The organism is Mesobacillus sp. AQ2 (assembly GCF_030122805.1).
GTDB lineage: Bacteria > Bacillota > Bacilli > Bacillales > Cytobacillaceae > Mesobacillus > Mesobacillus oceanisediminis_A.
Map to the genome: position 1 here is coordinate 252,501 of NZ_CP126080.1, position 15,250 is coordinate 267,750.

General features: G+C 44.0%; 16 protein-coding genes. 12 read left to right on the top strand and 4 right to left on the bottom strand.

The features are described 5' to 3' along the window. The first annotated feature begins 200 nt into the window (after positions 1-200). The 4 genes from tsaE to tsaD are packed head-to-tail and all read left to right on the top strand — an operon-like array spanning position 201 to position 2,837. Positions 201-653 (top strand): tRNA (adenosine(37)-N6)-threonylcarbamoyltransferase complex ATPase subunit type 1 TsaE, encoded by a 453-nt coding sequence (tsaE, locus tag QNH36_RS01420; RefSeq protein WP_144481503.1) that lies wholly within the window; start codon positions 201-203, stop codon positions 651-653. After that, on the top strand, positions 654-1,355 hold the full coding sequence (gene tsaB / locus QNH36_RS01425; protein WP_283904497.1) for a tRNA (adenosine(37)-N6)-threonylcarbamoyltransferase complex dimerization subunit type 1 TsaB: 702 nt from the start codon (positions 654-656) through the stop codon (positions 1,353-1,355). 13 nt (positions 1,356-1,368) lie between these two features. Next, positions 1,369-1,818 carry a ribosomal protein S18-alanine N-acetyltransferase gene (rimI, locus tag QNH36_RS01430; RefSeq protein WP_144481505.1) on the top strand — a complete coding sequence of 150 codons (450 nt, stop codon included), beginning with the start codon at positions 1,369-1,371 and terminating at the stop codon, positions 1,816-1,818. Beyond that, positions 1,818-2,837 carry a tRNA (adenosine(37)-N6)-threonylcarbamoyltransferase complex transferase subunit TsaD gene (gene tsaD, locus QNH36_RS01435; protein WP_144481506.1) on the top strand — a complete coding sequence of 340 codons (1,020 nt, stop codon included), beginning with the start codon at positions 1,818-1,820 and terminating at the stop codon, positions 2,835-2,837. Before rimI ends, tsaD begins: the two co-directional genes overlap by 1 nt. 437 nt (positions 2,838-3,274) lie before the next feature. Here tsaD and QNH36_RS01440 read toward each other — a convergent pair whose 3' ends face one another. After that, complete coding sequence (locus tag QNH36_RS01440) at positions 3,275-5,203, bottom strand: ABC-F family ATP-binding cassette domain-containing protein (protein WP_283904498.1); 1,929 nt, start codon at positions 5,201-5,203, stop codon at positions 3,275-3,277. Positions 5,204-5,383: 180 nt separating this feature from the next. Here QNH36_RS01440 and moaC point away from each other — a divergent pair, with 180 nt between their 5' ends. Both moaC and QNH36_RS01450 read left to right on the top strand, forming a co-directional pair. Continuing rightward, positions 5,384-5,878: a cyclic pyranopterin monophosphate synthase MoaC gene (gene moaC / locus QNH36_RS01445; RefSeq protein WP_251544883.1), complete on the top strand. Its 495-nt coding sequence runs from the start codon at positions 5,384-5,386 to the stop codon at positions 5,876-5,878. 25 nt (positions 5,879-5,903) lie between these two features. Further along, positions 5,904-6,560, top strand: a complete 657-nt coding sequence (locus QNH36_RS01450) for a redox-sensing transcriptional repressor Rex (RefSeq protein WP_144481509.1) — start codon at positions 5,904-5,906, stop codon at positions 6,558-6,560. 24 nt (positions 6,561-6,584) lie between these two features. On the opposite strand, the gene QNH36_RS01455 is transcribed toward QNH36_RS01450, so the two are convergent. Both QNH36_RS01455 and QNH36_RS01460 read right to left on the bottom strand, forming a co-directional pair. Beyond that, complete coding sequence (locus QNH36_RS01455) at positions 6,585-6,785, bottom strand: YdiK family protein (protein ID WP_144481291.1); 201 nt, start codon at positions 6,783-6,785, stop codon at positions 6,585-6,587. Between the two features lie 3 nt (positions 6,786-6,788). Continuing rightward, positions 6,789-7,520 (bottom strand): CPBP family intramembrane glutamic endopeptidase, encoded by a 732-nt coding sequence (locus QNH36_RS01460; RefSeq protein ID WP_144481292.1) that lies wholly within the window; start codon positions 7,518-7,520, stop codon positions 6,789-6,791. A 240-nt stretch (positions 7,521-7,760) separates the two neighbouring features. On the opposite strand from QNH36_RS01460, the gene QNH36_RS01465 reads away from it, so the two are divergent. The 4 genes from QNH36_RS01465 to QNH36_RS01480 all read left to right on the top strand — a co-directional run bounded on the left by QNH36_RS01465 (position 7,761) and on the right by QNH36_RS01480 (position 11,720). Next, complete coding sequence (locus QNH36_RS01465) at positions 7,761-8,288, top strand: GNAT family N-acetyltransferase (RefSeq protein ID WP_283904499.1); 528 nt, start codon at positions 7,761-7,763, stop codon at positions 8,286-8,288. Positions 8,289-8,471: 183 nt separating this feature from the next. Continuing rightward, entirely contained in the window at positions 8,472-8,756 is a 285-nt protein-coding gene (gene groES, locus QNH36_RS01470; protein ID WP_041967795.1) for a co-chaperone GroES, read from the top strand. Between the two features lie 57 nt (positions 8,757-8,813). Beyond that, a complete protein-coding gene (groL, locus tag QNH36_RS01475) occupies positions 8,814-10,442 on the top strand; it encodes a chaperonin GroEL (protein WP_144481294.1) in 1,629 nt (542 codons plus the stop codon). A 252-nt stretch (positions 10,443-10,694) separates the two neighbouring features. Continuing rightward, positions 10,695-11,720: an NADP-dependent oxidoreductase gene (locus QNH36_RS01480; protein WP_283904500.1), complete on the top strand. Its 1,026-nt coding sequence runs from the start codon at positions 10,695-10,697 to the stop codon at positions 11,718-11,720. Between the two features lie 310 nt (positions 11,721-12,030). Here QNH36_RS01480 and QNH36_RS01485 read toward each other — a convergent pair whose 3' ends face one another. Further along, complete coding sequence (locus QNH36_RS01485; protein ID WP_283904501.1) at positions 12,031-12,678, bottom strand: hypothetical protein; 648 nt, start codon at positions 12,676-12,678, stop codon at positions 12,031-12,033. Between the two features lie 155 nt (positions 12,679-12,833). Here QNH36_RS01485 and QNH36_RS01490 point away from each other — a divergent pair, with 155 nt between their 5' ends. Both QNH36_RS01490 and QNH36_RS01495 read left to right on the top strand, forming a co-directional pair. Next, complete coding sequence (locus QNH36_RS01490) at positions 12,834-13,478, top strand: LytTR family DNA-binding domain-containing protein (protein WP_251544865.1); 645 nt, start codon at positions 12,834-12,836, stop codon at positions 13,476-13,478. 128 nt (positions 13,479-13,606) lie between these two features. After that, positions 13,607-15,127: a succinyl-CoA:acetate CoA-transferase ScpC gene (locus QNH36_RS01495; protein ID WP_283904502.1), complete on the top strand. Its 1,521-nt coding sequence runs from the start codon at positions 13,607-13,609 to the stop codon at positions 15,125-15,127. Positions 15,128-15,250: the final 123 nt, after the last annotated feature.

Here is a 15,250-nt window from a genome sequence, read left to right on the forward strand (position 1 = left end):
TAGAATCGCACAGCGAAACAGGGTTTCGTTTTTTTTTTTTGGCTTTTTATTACCGGTCTGCCTTATTCAAAAGGGGAAATGGCCGGTTTTTTTGCCCGGACTGGATAAATCGTGTAAACTACATATAGAATCGTCATCCTTAGGAGGCATCCTAAGGTTTTTTTGTATTATAAAATTGATTGTTAGTTGGTGATAGATATATGGCGACTTATCAATTCATTTCCACGCAGCCCGAAGAGACAAAGGATTTTGCGAAGAGGCTGGCTGCTCTTTTGAAAGAGGGTGACGTGATTGCCCTTGAAGGTGATTTAGGTGCGGGAAAGACGACTTTTACCAAAGGGCTTGCTGAAGGGCTTGGTATTACCAGGAATGTGAATAGCCCTACTTTTACGATCATTAAGGAATATCAGGGACGGCTTCCTTTATATCATATGGATGTGTATCGCGTGGAAGATGCGTTTGAAGATCTTGGTTTTGAAGAATACTTTGAAGGTAATGGTGTAACAGTTGTGGAATGGGCACATTTAATTGAAGCACAGCTGCCGCAGGAACTATTGCTGCTTCAGTTGTACCTTGATGATAATGGTGCAAGAAGAATTGTCGCCGAGCCAAAGGGCGAGCGGTATCAAGAATTGTGTAAGGAGATTTTTTAAATGAAGGTATTATCGATAGATACGTCCAATTATGTTTTGGGTATTGGTCTGCTGGATGGCGAAACGGTTTTGGGCGAGTATATCTCCAACATTAAAAAAAATCACTCCGTTCGGGTGATGCCGGCGATCCAGACACTGATGGAGGAGTGCAATGTCAAACCGGGTGATTTATCGAAGATTGTTGTGGCTGAAGGACCTGGATCGTACACGGGTGTCCGAATCGGTGTGACGATTGCCAAGACGATGGCCTGGACACTGAAGATTCCATTATCAGGTGTCTCAAGCCTTCAGGTGGCTGCAGCATCAGCAGGACGTTATTTTGACGGCTATGTGTCTCCTTTTTTTGATGCGAGGAGAGGCCAGATTTATACCGGTTTATATAAATTCGAAAATCAAAGGTTGGAAATTGTGAAAGAAGACCAGCTTGAGATGTCAGCTGAATGGGTAAAGGCTTTGAATGATATGGATAGCAGGGTTTTGTTTACGAGCAATGATTTTGGTCTGCATGAGGAGCTCATTAAGCAGGAGCTTGGGGATAAGGCTGTTTTTGCAGAGATCACCGAGTTGAACCCAAGGCCTGCAGAACTTGCTTTGTTAGGAAGGGATAAAGAGGCTGTTGACCTTCATACCTTCGTCCCTAACTATATCCGCCTGGCTGAAGCAGAGGCAAATTGGCTGAAAGCGCAAGAGACTAAAAAATAAGTGGGAAGCGAATATGAATAAAACGATAACGTTCCGGAATATGACGGTTGATGATCTAGATGATGTGATGGAGGTTGAGGTCAATTCGTTTACTGTTCCATGGAGCAGGGAAGCTTTTTTCAATGAGTTGACGAAGAATCAGTTTGCTCAGTATCTAGTGGTGGAAGTGGATCAGAAGGTTGTGGGGTACTGTGGTGTGTGGATCATTGTGGATGAGGCACATATCACGAACATCGCTTTGCTGCCGGAATACAGGGGAATGAAGCTGGGCGAGGCACTGATGGCAAAGGTAATGGAGCTTGCACGCGAAATGGGAGCATTGAGGATGACGCTCGAAGTGAGGGTAAGCAATAATAGGGCCCAAAATCTCTATCGAAAGTTTGGATTCGAAGAAGGAGCCATCAGGAAGCAATATTATACAGACAATATGGAAGATGCTTTAGTAATGTGGGTGAATTTATAATGAAAAAAGACCAATTAATCATGGGAATAGAGACGAGCTGTGATGAGACTGCAGTCGCAATCGTTAAAAATGGACAGGAAATCCTCGCGAATGTCGTGGCCTCTCAGATCGAGAGCCATAAGCGGTTCGGCGGAGTGGTACCTGAGATCGCATCTAGGCACCATGTGGAACAGATTACGCTTGTGTTGGAGGAAGCGCTAGCTCAGGCTAATGTGGATGTTAAGGATTTGGATGCGATAGCCGTGACTGAAGGTCCTGGCCTCGTTGGTGCTTTATTGATTGGTGTCAACGCTGCGAAAGCCTTAGCGTTTGCAAATGGAATCCCTCTTGTTGGAGTCCATCATATCGCAGGTCATATATATGCTAACAGACTTGTTGCCGAGATGAAGTTTCCGCTGCTTTCGCTCGTTGTGTCTGGAGGACATACGGAACTTATTTATATGAAGGAGCATGGCCATTTCGAAGTGATTGGCGAGACAAGGGATGACGCCGCAGGCGAGGCTTATGATAAGGTAGCGCGTACTCTCAATCTTCCGTATCCTGGTGGTCCGCATATCGACAGGCTGGCTCATGAAGGACAAGCAACCATTGACCTGCCGAGGGCATGGCTGGAGGAAGGGTCTTATGATTTTAGCTTTAGCGGGCTGAAGTCGGCTGTGATCAATGTTGTGCATAACGCACAGCAGCGGGGAGAAGAAATTGCTCCTGAAGAGCTTGCGGCAAGCTTCCAGGAGAGTGTCATTGATGTACTCGTCACGAAGACCCAAAAGGCTGTAAAGGAATATGGTGTGAAACAAGTTTTGCTTGCCGGAGGAGTTGCAGCCAATAAAGGCCTGAGAGAAAAATTATCCACAGAATTTGCAGGTTCAGATGTGGAAATTGTCATTCCTCCGCTGTCTTTATGCACTGACAACGCAGCGATGATTGCCGCTGCAGGTAGTGTCATGTATGATAAAGGGCAAAGAGCAGCACTGACATTGAACGGAAACCCTGGTCTGGAGATAACTATCCACAACTAAAGTCGCAGTTAAAAAGTATTTTTGTCAGACTCTTCTGTGGATATGTAAACGAAAACAGTGTTAGATTGTGTATAATGTGGATAAGAAATGCTTGTTTTGTGGATAATGTGGAAAAGTCTCTGGATAACCTATAAATCAATCTTCATTATGTGAATAACTATGTGAACAAAAAGTCCCGGTTGCCAATCGGGACTTTTTTGTTGGATAAAAAGTAGAATTCTGGGTTTTTAAAATGGAAATAATATTTGTTTTTTTCCAGTTTGCGAATAAAAAGGCTGGTTTTGCGAATAAAAACAGCATTTTTGCGATTAAATACACCGTTTTTGCGCACAAACCAAATCATTAGTAAACAATCCACAACTTTCTGTGGATAACCATCATCAATAAGTTTTCACATACAAAAAAACCGGACACATTCATGCCCGGTTTTTCCAAACTTACGCCAATTCTGTCCACTCTTCCATCAGTTCGTCGAGTTTTTCCTTGGCGGTTTCAATTTTGGAATTGATTTCTCCTGCTTTTTCATGATCCTGGAATACTTCGGGGTCACAAAGCAATTCTTCATATTCTGCAACTTCTGTCTCGAGCTTATCGATCAACGCTTCGACCTCTTCCATACGCCGTTTGCGCTGGCGCTCGAGCTTCTTTGCCTCTTTATCCTGCTGATAGGAGGTCTTGTCCTGTTTGACTGATTCGGTGACTATGCCAGCTGCTATGGCCGCCTGTCTGGCCAGTTCCTCAAGTTCTTCCTGCTCTAACTTCTTCTCGACATAATAATCATAATCACCTAGATATTCTGTTGCCCCACTACGATCGAGCTCAAGGACCTTGGTAGCGATCCTGTTGATAAAGTAACGGTCGTGGGAGACGAACAGGATGGTGCCTGGATAATCGATCAAGGCGTTCTCAAGCACTTCCTTGCTGTCCAGGTCCAGATGGTTTGTCGGTTCATCCAAAATTAGGAAATTGGACTTTTGCAGCATCAGCTTGGCTAGTGCCAACCGTGCTTTTTCACCGCCGCTCAGGGTGTAGACGATTTTTAACACATCATCGCCTGAAAAAAGGAAATTGCCCAATACGGTGCGGATTTCCTTTTCCGATTTCAGTGGATACTCGTCCCACAGTTCATTTAAAACTTTTTTATTCGAGCTCAGCTCTGCCTGTTCCTGATCGTAATAGCCGATTGAGACATTTGAGCCGTACTGAATATTGCCGGTAATCGAAGGCAGTTTTTCGACGATTGTTTTTAGTAAGGTCGATTTTCCGACGCCGTTTGGCCCAACAAGTGCAGTACTGTCGCCACGCGAAAGGTTAAAAGAGATATTTTCGGATACGGCTTCATTCTGATAGCCGACAGCAAGTGTATTTACCTTCAGGACGTCATTCCCGCTCTGGCGTTCGATCTGGAAGCTGAAGGAAGCTGACTTTTCATCTCCCATCGGCCTGTCCATCCGATCGATTTTCTCGAGTTGTTTCCGGCGGCTCTGGGCCCGTTTCGTTGTCGAGGCCCTGGCAAGGTTCCGCTGGATAAAATCCTGCAGCTTGGAGATTTCATCCTGCTGCTTTTCATATAACTTCAGGTCGCGCTCGTAATTTGCTGCTTTTTGTTCTAAATATAAGCTGTAATTGCCCGGGAACTTCGTCAGCTGGTGACGGGAGATTTCGTATACTTGGTTCACAACCTTATCAAGGAAATAACGGTCGTGTGAAACAATCAGAATCGCACCATCATAGCCCTGTAGATACTGCTCTAGCCAGGAAAGTGTGTCAATGTCCAGATGGTTGGTTGGTTCGTCAAGAATCAAAATATCTGGACGTGTCAATAACAGCTTGGCGAGCGCAAGCCTTGTTTTCTGTCCTCCGCTTAAAGTGGAGATTTTTGTGGAATAATCAAAAGACTGGAAGTTCAGGCCGTGCAGGACCGAGCGGATGTCAGCTTCATACTGATAGCCGCCTTTTTCTTTGAACTGGACCTGCAAAACGTCATAATCCTTCAATACTCTTTCATACTCGGACTCGTTCGACAGGATGCTTGGATCAGACATTTTTTCCTCAAGCCGGCGCAGGTCTTTTTCCATGCTGTGCAGATGATCAAAAACGGCCAGCATTTCATCCCAAATACTTTTCTCGGATTCCAGCCCGGTATTCTGGGCAAGATAGCCGATTGATGTTCCTTTCGGGCGGATGATCTCGCCGCCGTCATGGGATTCATAGCCGGCAATGATTTTCAGGAGGGTTGATTTCCCAGCCCCGTTCCGGCCGACAAGAGCAACACGATCATTGGTCTGTATTTCAAACTTGATATTCGATAAAATAAGATCAGCCGCAAAATATTTTGATAGCTGATTGACTTGTAATAGAATCATTATTTTTCACCTCTAATGCCTTAGGGATAGTGTAACCCAATCCTATGGGCTCGGCAATATGTGCGGCCTGCTACAGGCGGTAAGGCAGAAAAATTTCATCTTCTATATGTGAAGATAGAAACAAAGTTCACACACAAGTTTGTGAAAATAGTGTATTATTTGGTTGAAAGGAGCTTGAAGATGGCAGAATTTACGCATTTTAATGAAGAGGGAAGAGCGAAGATGGTCGATGTCAGTGAAAAACCTGAGACGGTCCGTACGGCAGTCGCCCATTCAAGCATTACCGTTAATGAAGATATATATGTAAGGATTACTGAAAATAAGATGAAAAAAGGTGATGTCCTGGCAGTCGCGCAGGTTGCTGGCATCATGGCAGCCAAGAAGACGTCCGAAATCATTCCGATGTGCCATCCGATTCCATTAACAGGAATTGACCTTTCGTTTGAATGGGAGCAAAATGGAAATGATTATATTTTAAATATCGCTGCAGCAGTTAAAACAAAAGGGAATACAGGGGTAGAAATGGAAGCGTTAACAGCAGCATCTGCATGCGCGCTGACTGTTTATGATATGTGCAAGGCCGTTGACAAAGGCATGGTGATCGGCAAAACCTATCTTGTGGAGAAAACTGGCGGGAAAAACGGCGATTTTAAGAGAGATGAGAAGTTAAAATAGAATACGAACAGGTGGAGGATGGAGAATGACGAATGATGCTATGAAGATTCCGCAGGCAACTGCAAAACGCTTGCCGCTGTATTACCGATTTTTATTGAACTTGCATTCTTCAGGCAAGCAGAGGGTATCGTCCGCGGAACTGAGTGAAGCGGTAAAAGTGGATTCGGCTACGATCAGAAGGGACTTTTCCTATTTCGGGGCTTTGGGTAAAAAGGGTTACGGCTACAATGTGAATTACCTGCTGACTTTTTTCCGAAAGACGCTCGACCAGGATGAACTCACGAAGGTTGCGCTGATCGGTGTTGGTAATTTAGGAACGGCGTTTTTGAATTATAATTTTTCCAAAAACAATAATACAAAAATTCAAATTGCCTTCGATGTCGACCTGGATAAGGTTGGGACGCAGATTGGCGATGTGCCTGTCTATCACATGGATGACCTCGATAAAGTTGTTGTCGAGGAAGGCATCCAGGTGGCGATCCTGACCGTGCCGTCAGCGGTAGCACAGCCGATTACGGACAGACTGGTACAGGCGAATGTGAAGGGGATCCTGAATTTTACGCCCGCGAGGCTGAATGTACCGTCTTCAATCAGGATCCATCATATTGATCTGGCAGTAGAATTGCAATCATTGATTTATTTCTTGAAGCATTATCCGACAGACAGTGATTCTGAAGAATAAAAAATGGCTCCTTCGATGAAGGAGCTATTTTTTATCCATTTGTTTCAGTTTGAAATGGAACAGGATCATTCTGATGCCGGAACCGAAATCGAACGTTGCGAGCAGGACGAGCAAATAACTGAAAAATCCCCAGCCAGTATCGTTGACATTTTGGATGGCGAAATAGGTGAATAAGCTGCCTAACAAGATGTAGACAATGCCTGAAAACATAGGCGATTGCTTCATGACTTAAAATCCCCCAATAAAGCTTTGTATTTTCTCTGCTTCTTTTATCATTCTCTCAATGTCTTCCCTGAATACGGATTGAAGCAGTACAACCATTGTATTCATTGTAACATGGGCGATGATCGGCACGATGATCCGCTTTGTTTTTACATAAAGGAAGGCAAACGTAAAGCCCATCGCAGAGTATAGGATCACATGCTCCGGCTCCATATGGGCCAGTGCGAATATGACGGAACTGATCAAGGCTGCTAAGAAAAAGTTCATTTTCCTGTGCAGACTGCCAAAAATAATCTTCCTGAAGACGATTTCCTCCAAAATCGGACCGATGATCGAGCTGACGAGAATCACAACCGGAAACCTTTCAATCAGTTTGATGATTTCCTGAGTATTCTCCGAGCCCATCTCAATTCCAAGCATGCTTTCGATGCTGCCTGCAATCGACTGCGCGAACAAGGCCAGGAATACCCCGGCGAAAGCCCAGGCAGCCGAACTTGCCGGCGAAGAAACTTCACGCAAATCAGCATTTATGGTTCTTTCCTTCCTTAAAATCAGCAGGATGATCAGGAGAGTCAGTGAAAAGCTGATCACAAGCCAGTATGGAATCGCAAGGGTTTGCATTTCATCAAGGCTTTTTCCCATCGCAGCACCGATGAAAGCAATGATTGGGACCCCGACCAGGCTTGAAAGCTGCATAACAATATAGGCAATAATGACGTACCAGTATTCTTTTTTCAATCGAAAAAACTCCTTAATAATGCAGAAATGTATGTTCTGAAATTTTACGTAATAATATGCTGGCCTGTAAAATAAAATACGGGGATAGCTTTGCTTATCTATACACTCTCTATATTCTACTAGTAAATGATTTGAAAGTTCAAATTGTAGGGCCAGGATGAAAAAGTTGGTTGTTCGAACTTAGTATTCCCTGACTACCAGATACTTGTTAAGGTGAATTAAAAATGATTGGAGGTCCAAATGGTTTATTTGGAAACATCCCGACTGATTTTGCGCGACTGGTTAAGCGCAGATTTAGAGCACTTTTGCAAAATGAATGCAGACCCGGATGTGATGAATTATTTTCCTCGTGTTTTATCCTCGGCAGAAACTGAGAGATTTTATCAGGTGATTCTTGCCGAGTTCAAAGAATACGGCTTTGGGTTATATGCGGTTGAAGAGAAGAGAACAAAAGAGTTCATTGGATTCATAGGGTTTCACAGGGCAACATTCGAATCAGATTTTACCCCGTGCATCGAAATTGGCTGGAGGCTGAAGAAAAATGCCTGGGGCCAAGGTTATGCAACAGAAGGTGCCAGGGCCTGTTTGGAATATGGATTCAAGAACCTGGGCTTTAGCGAGGTCGTCAGTTTTACAGCAGAAATCAATAAACCCTCTGTCAATGTCATGAAAAAAATCGGCATGAAACCTGTTAAAACATTTCTTCACCCAAGAGTGGATCAGGATAGTCCGCTGAAGAAGCACGTCCTCTACCAAACCAGGAAATGACGCGGTCAGCAGAGATTTCACCAGCATTCGACACCATCAGGACCCTCGTAAATTTTCATGAAAAATTTTAGCTTCACGCTTGCAAAAAAAATAGAGATTCATTATTATATAAATTGTGTTAGCACTCTATTGAGGCGAGTGCTAATAAAAAAATCTACATATAATTTGAGGAGGTTGTTTCACTTGATCAAGCCACTAGGAGATCGCATTATTATCGAGCTTGTTGAGTCTGAAGAAAAAACTGCAAGCGGTATCGTTTTACCCGACACAGCGAAAGAAAAACCTCAAGAAGGTAAAGTCGTAGCTGTTGGAACTGGCCGTGTACTTGAAAACGGTGAGCGCGTTGCTCTTGAAGTTGAAGTCGGAAACCGCATTATCTTCTCAAAATACGCAGGCACAGAAGTGAAGTACCAGGGGACTGAGTACCTGATCCTACGTGAAAACGACATTCTTGCTGTAGTTGAATAATCACTGCGATTATAGACAGAACGCTATAAATTAAAATTCTGAGGAGGTTTTTCTACAATGGCAAAAGAAATTAAGTTCAGTGAAGAAGCACGCCGCGCGATGCTTCGCGGAGTAGATTCTCTTGCAAATGCAGTAAAAGTAACTCTTGGACCAAAAGGACGCAACGTGGTTCTTGAGAAGAAATTCGGTTCACCTCTTATCACAAACGATGGTGTAACAATCGCAAAAGAAATCGAACTTGAAGATGCATTCGAAAACATGGGTGCTAAGCTTGTTGCTGAAGTAGCAAGTAAGACAAATGACGTTGCTGGTGACGGTACGACTACTGCAACAGTTCTTGCTCAAGCGATGATCCGTGAGGGTCTTAAGAACGTAACTGCCGGCGCTAACCCAATGGGCATCCGCAAAGGTATGGAAAAGGCTGTTATTACAGCTGTTGAAGAGCTTAAGGCTATCTCTAAGCCAATCGAAGGCAAAGCTTCTATCGCACAAGTTGCGGCAATCTCTTCTGCTGACGAAGAAGTTGGTCAATTGATCGCTGAAGCAATGGAGCGCGTTGGCAACGACGGTGTTATCACGATCGAAGAATCAAAAGGCTTCACTACAGAATTGGATGTTGTTGAAGGTATGCAGTTCGACCGCGGATATGCATCTCCTTACATGGTAACTGATTCTGACAAGATGGAAGCAGTTCTTGAAAATCCATATATCCTGATCACTGACAAGAAAATCGGCAGCATCCAGGAAATCCTTCCTGTCCTTGAGCAGGTTGTACAGCAAGGCAAGCCATTATTGCTTGTTGCTGAAGATGTTGAAGGTGAAGCACTTGCTACATTGGTAGTCAACAAGCTTCGCGGAACATTCAACGCAGTGGCTGTTAAAGCACCTGGTTTCGGTGACCGCCGTAAGGCTATGCTTGAAGACATCGCTGCATTGACTGGCGGTGAAGTAATCACTGAAGAGCTTGGACGCGACCTTAAGTCTGCTACAATCACATCTCTTGGACGCGCTTCTAAAGTTGTGGTTACAAAAGAAAACACAACAATCGTTGAAGGTGCTGGAGACAGCGCTCAAATCGAAAGCCGCGTAAACCAGATCCGTGTTCAAATGGAAGAAACAACTTCTGAATTTGACCGTGAAAAGCTGCAAGAGCGCCTTGCTAAGCTAGCTGGCGGTGTTGCAGTCATCAAGGTTGGTGCTGCTACTGAAACTGAATTGAAAGAACGCAAGCTTCGCATTGAAGATGCTCTTAACTCAACTCGCGCTGCAGTTGAAGAAGGTATCGTATCAGGCGGTGGCGTAGCGCTTCTGAACGTATACAACAAAGTTGCTGGAATCCAGGCTGAAGGCGACGAAGCTACTGGCGTGAACATCGTCCTTCGTGCTATGGAAGAACCAGTTCGCCAAATCGCTCACAACGCTGGCCTTGAAGGCTCAGTCATCGTTGAGCGCCTGAAGCGCGAAGAAGTCGGCACAGGCTTCAACGCAGCAACTGGCGAGTGGGTAAACATGATCGAAGCTGGTATCGTTGACCCAACTAAGGTTACACGTTCTGCACTTCAAAACGCTGCATCAGTATCTGCAATGTTCCTGACTACTGAAGCAGTAGTTGCTGACATCCCAGAACCAGCTGGTGCTGGAATGCCTGACATGAGCGGCATGGGCGGAATGGGCGGCATGATGTAATCTGCCCTCGAACCCCTATATATGGGCTTTGAAGTGGTTTGATAACAAAATGCTAACATCCTATAAGAGGCTTCTCATTAGTTCATTGAACTTTTGGGAAGCTTCTTTTTTTCTTGTTGAAATTGAATTATTTGAAAAAGAATATGGATTCCCCCACAATAAAAAGAAAACAACTCTTAATGATCCTATCTCGACGGAAAAGACTAATTGTCTAATTAAGCAAGATCCATCAAAAACGAAAGGAGCTTTGCTATGAAGGAAAAAAACCGGCAAATTGTATTAGCTAACAGACCTAAAGGCATGCCCGATGAGGAGACTTTTCATTTTATAGAACAGGACACGAAAGAGCTTGAGGAAGGGGAAGTTTTACTTCGTACGCTTTATGTGTCTGTTGATCCATATATGAGAGGAAGAATGCAAGATGCAGAATCGTATATTGAACCTTTTCAGCTTGGTAAAGTGATCGAAGGCGGTTCAATTGGAGAAGTGATAGAATCCAAGTCTGAAAACTTTCAACAGGGTGATATCGCAATTGGGATGTTTGGCTGGCAAACGCATTATGTTGCAAAAGAGAAGGAAATCAGAAAAATCGATCCGTCGTTAGCACCGATTACGACGCATTTAGGGATATTGGGAATGACGGGGCTAACCGCTTATTTTGGATTATTGGATATTGGGAAGCCCAAAGAAGGAGAAACGGTTGTTGTCTCTGGAGCAGCAGGAGCAGTCGGCTCTGTTGTAGGACAAATTGCCAAAATAAAAGGCGCCAGAGTAGTTGGAATCGCGGGGGCGGAGGACAAGATTTCATTCTTGAAGGATCAACTGCAATTTGATGAAGCGGTTAATTATAAAACAGCTGCGGATTTGAAGGAAGCAATCGGCCAGGCATGTCCCGATGGAGTTGATGTTTATTTTGATAATGTTGGCGGAGAGGTATCGGATGCAGTTCTGACGAAACTGAACCGATATGCACGCATACCTGTTTGCGGAGCGATTTCTTCTTATAACCTGGAAAGTGTGGATTTAGGGCCTCGTGTGCAAACCACGCTTATTAAGAAAAGCGCGCTCATGCAAGGTTTTACGGTAGGTAATTTTTCAAATAGGTTCCATGAGGGTGCAACTCAGCTTGGGAAATGGCTGCAGGAAGGCAAGCTCAAATATCAAGAAACGATTGATGAAGGGTTTGAAAATATTCCGAATGCATTCCTTGATCTCTTTAAAGGTAATAATACCGGAAAGCTGCTTGTAAAAGTGGCAGACCGTCAACATGAAAAATAACCGCATCAGGCAGGATTTTTTCATTATTGTTCGTTAGACAATAAGTTATCAATACGCAGACACTTGTTCAGTTCACAACAATAAAAAATAGATTTAAAATAAACCTGTTATAAGGCCATTCTTAGTTCATTAAACTGATGGGTGGCCTTTTTTCCATGTAAGCAATCATAAAACATTTTCAATTTAAGCCTTTCATCTATCAGAATCGTTCGTATTGAACCTGTGTTTTATGTGTAAGCAGCTCGTACTCTTATATAACAAATTAAAATTCATAATAAGATGCATCCATTTTCATATCACGATTTAAATTCTATGTGGAGGAAATAGCGGGAAGTTGGAAGGCACCTGCAAAGATTATGCTTCTGCATATAATTTGAAGTCCACAAACTGCACCCGGCCGATTATTATTAAACACACCATATGCTGCAACTGAAATCGTGTCACAGTTCAAATCAGGGAGAGTGGTTGGTGGAGTTGCCGAACAACCAATAACATGGTCTACACATACTTTACCTGAACAACTTATACGTCCAAGTCCGGAATTATCTAAGGCTGGCTGACAAGCAGGGTCATTTCCTGTTGTTTCTAATCCTCCGCAATCACCTATTACTGATACGCTTCCAATGAACGGGATGCATCCTGTAACCCTTACTTGATATAATGGTACTGTTACAGGACCACAGTCAGTATCAACAGTCTTGTCGCATTCCTCTATATAGGTTCTTAATTGATTCGTATTATAAATTAACCTTATATCGTCAACCACGCCCATAAACCCTTCAGGAATTTCTGCCTCACAGCAAAAACTGACGTTTCGATTAACTGGTCCACACTGAGGGTCACCAGATTGATCAGGAGTAACTGGATTAAAATCCAAACTCTCAGCAGCATCCTGTTTAGGCAGTGGTGGGAGCTGGTTTTTAACCTCACCCTTCTCGTTAATAAATTCTTTTGGCATTTTATTAACACCCCTTATGTTTATTCTTTAATATGGATATGCATATAACACCTTACTTGAGTGGACGAATGTAGTAGTTAGCAAAGGTATTTCCTTAAAAGCACAGCTTAAGAATTTTCATAATAGTAGTATAATAATATCGAGGTGATAAAAGCATGAAGGATATAACCTTAAGCTCATTGCTGGATGTCATCGGGGAGTTATTTTCTGATGAAATCTCGATTGCGGTTTCGAATACGAATGAATATATTTATTATCGTCCAAGCAAGAGGGTGGATTTGAAGATTGCTGCTGGCGATCCTGTGAAGGAAGGGACGATTGCCTATAAGGCGCTGAAGTCGAAGCAGAAGGTTTCTGAGTTTATTAACCGGGATGTTTTTGGCATTCCTTATCATGGCATGGCGGTTCCGTTTTTACATAATGGCGAGCTTGAGGGCTGTGTGACGGCGATTTATCCGGCGCTGACCGATGGGAAGTCAGTTGTCACCCTGAAAACCCAGGATGGCTGGATCCCGGTTCCTTTTTCGAAAGTGATCCATATTGAGGCAAAAGATAAGAAGACCCATGTCTATACTGATGAAATATCGGGAACACATAAATACTCCCTGCAGGAGTTTGAATATTTGCTTCCGAAGGATTCCTTTATCCGATGCCATCGTTCATTCATTGTGAATGTGAACCATATCAAGACGATTTATCCCGATACTCATTCCACTTTTCTGTTGTCGATGGATAATGGTGAGCATGTGCCGGTCAGCCAATCCTACTCCAGTTATTTTAGAAAACTGCTGGGATTCTGAGTTTTTCTGCTTTGGTACCTAAATTTGCTGTTTTGTCGGAATCTTTTGTCTAGTGTTCTAAAAACCATTTCTTGATAGTGCTAATGGGTAAAATGGTTATAACTATTCATTAAGCGAGGGATCGAGATATGGAACAGCAATTAGACCGAATTAGAGATCAGCGTCTGAAGGACAAAGTTGTGACTCCTGAACAGGCAGCTTCCTTCATTGAAAATGGAATGACTTTAGGCTTAAGTGGATTCACGCGTGCGGGTGATGTGAAAGCGGTACCATTTGCCCTGGTTAATAGGGTGAATGAAGATGAAAATTTTAAGGTTAATGTATATACCGGAGCTTCACTGGGCTCAGATGTAGATAAGCTGTTCGCTGAGGCAGGCATCCTCGGCAAAAGATTGCCATTCCAGGCAGATCCGACAATGCGCCGCGGCATCAATCAGGGAGACTTTCTATTTGTGGACCAGCATTTATCGCATACAGCCGAGCTGATTCGCGCGGATGTCATGGAAGTAGACGTCGCAATTTTGGAAGCGGTTGCAATCAGTGAAGACGGCATGGTCATTCCGACGACTTCAATAGGGAATTCCATGGCATTCGCCCAGAATGCGAAGTCGATTATCATTGAGATCAATACGGCCCAGTCAACAGAACTCGAGGGACTGCACGATTTATACGAACCAGGAAAACAGGGTGAAAGGCAGCCTATCCCGCTTACTAAACCAGACGATCGGATTGGAACCATCGGGATCCCGGTCGATGTAGACAAGATTAAAGGGATTGTGTTCACGAATCAGCTGGACTCACCTTCAACGATTGTTCCTCCGGATGAAGAAACGGTCGTGATGGCGCAGCATTTAATCGAATTACTTCGAAATGAAGTTCAGAGCGGCCGGCTTACGGAAAACCTGGCCCCATTACAATCAGGGATTGGTTCTGTTGCCAATGCTGTTCTGCATGGAATGCTGGATTCAGAGTTTGAGAACTTGGAGGTCTATTCAGAGGTGCTTCAGGATGCGGTGTTTGACCTGATCGATGCGGGGAAGGTCAAATTTGCTTCCTGCTGTTCAATCACGCTTTCCGAGGGAAAAATGCAGCAGGTGTTCTCGAATTTTGAAAAATATCGCGAGAAGTTGATGATGCGGCCTCAGGAGATTTCCAACCACCCTGAAATCATCCGCCGTCTCGGGTTGATTTCCATCAATACAGCTTTGGAATTAGACATCTACGGAAATGTGAATTCGACTCATGTCCTCGGCACGAAAATGATGAATGGAATCGGCGGTTCCGGCGATTTTGCCAGAAACGCGCGCCTGGCCATCTTTGTCACTAAATCGATTGCCAAAGGAGGGAATATCTCAAGCATCGTGCCTTTCGTCTCACATGTGGACCATACAGAGCATGATGTCGACGTGATTGTCACCGAACAAGGGTATGCAGACTTGAGAGGCCTCGCACCAAGGGAAAGAGTACAACTGATTATTGAAAACTGTGCGCACCCAATGTACCGCGAGCAGCTGCGCGCCTATTACCAGGAAGCACTGCAAAGAGGCGGGCAGACACCGCATGTTTTGGAAAAAGCTCTATCATGGCATACCAGTTTTGCCAGCAAGGGTACAATGTTAGAAAAGTCGGCGGAAACGGTTCAAGTTTAATTTTTAACAATAGATGTGAACTCCCCAGCCATCTTGAGGTTGGGGAGTTTTTTATGTTCCAGCTCCTATCGGAGGCTCACAGGTCTTTTCCAAAAAGACAGGCATAAAAATAAGATGAGGGAT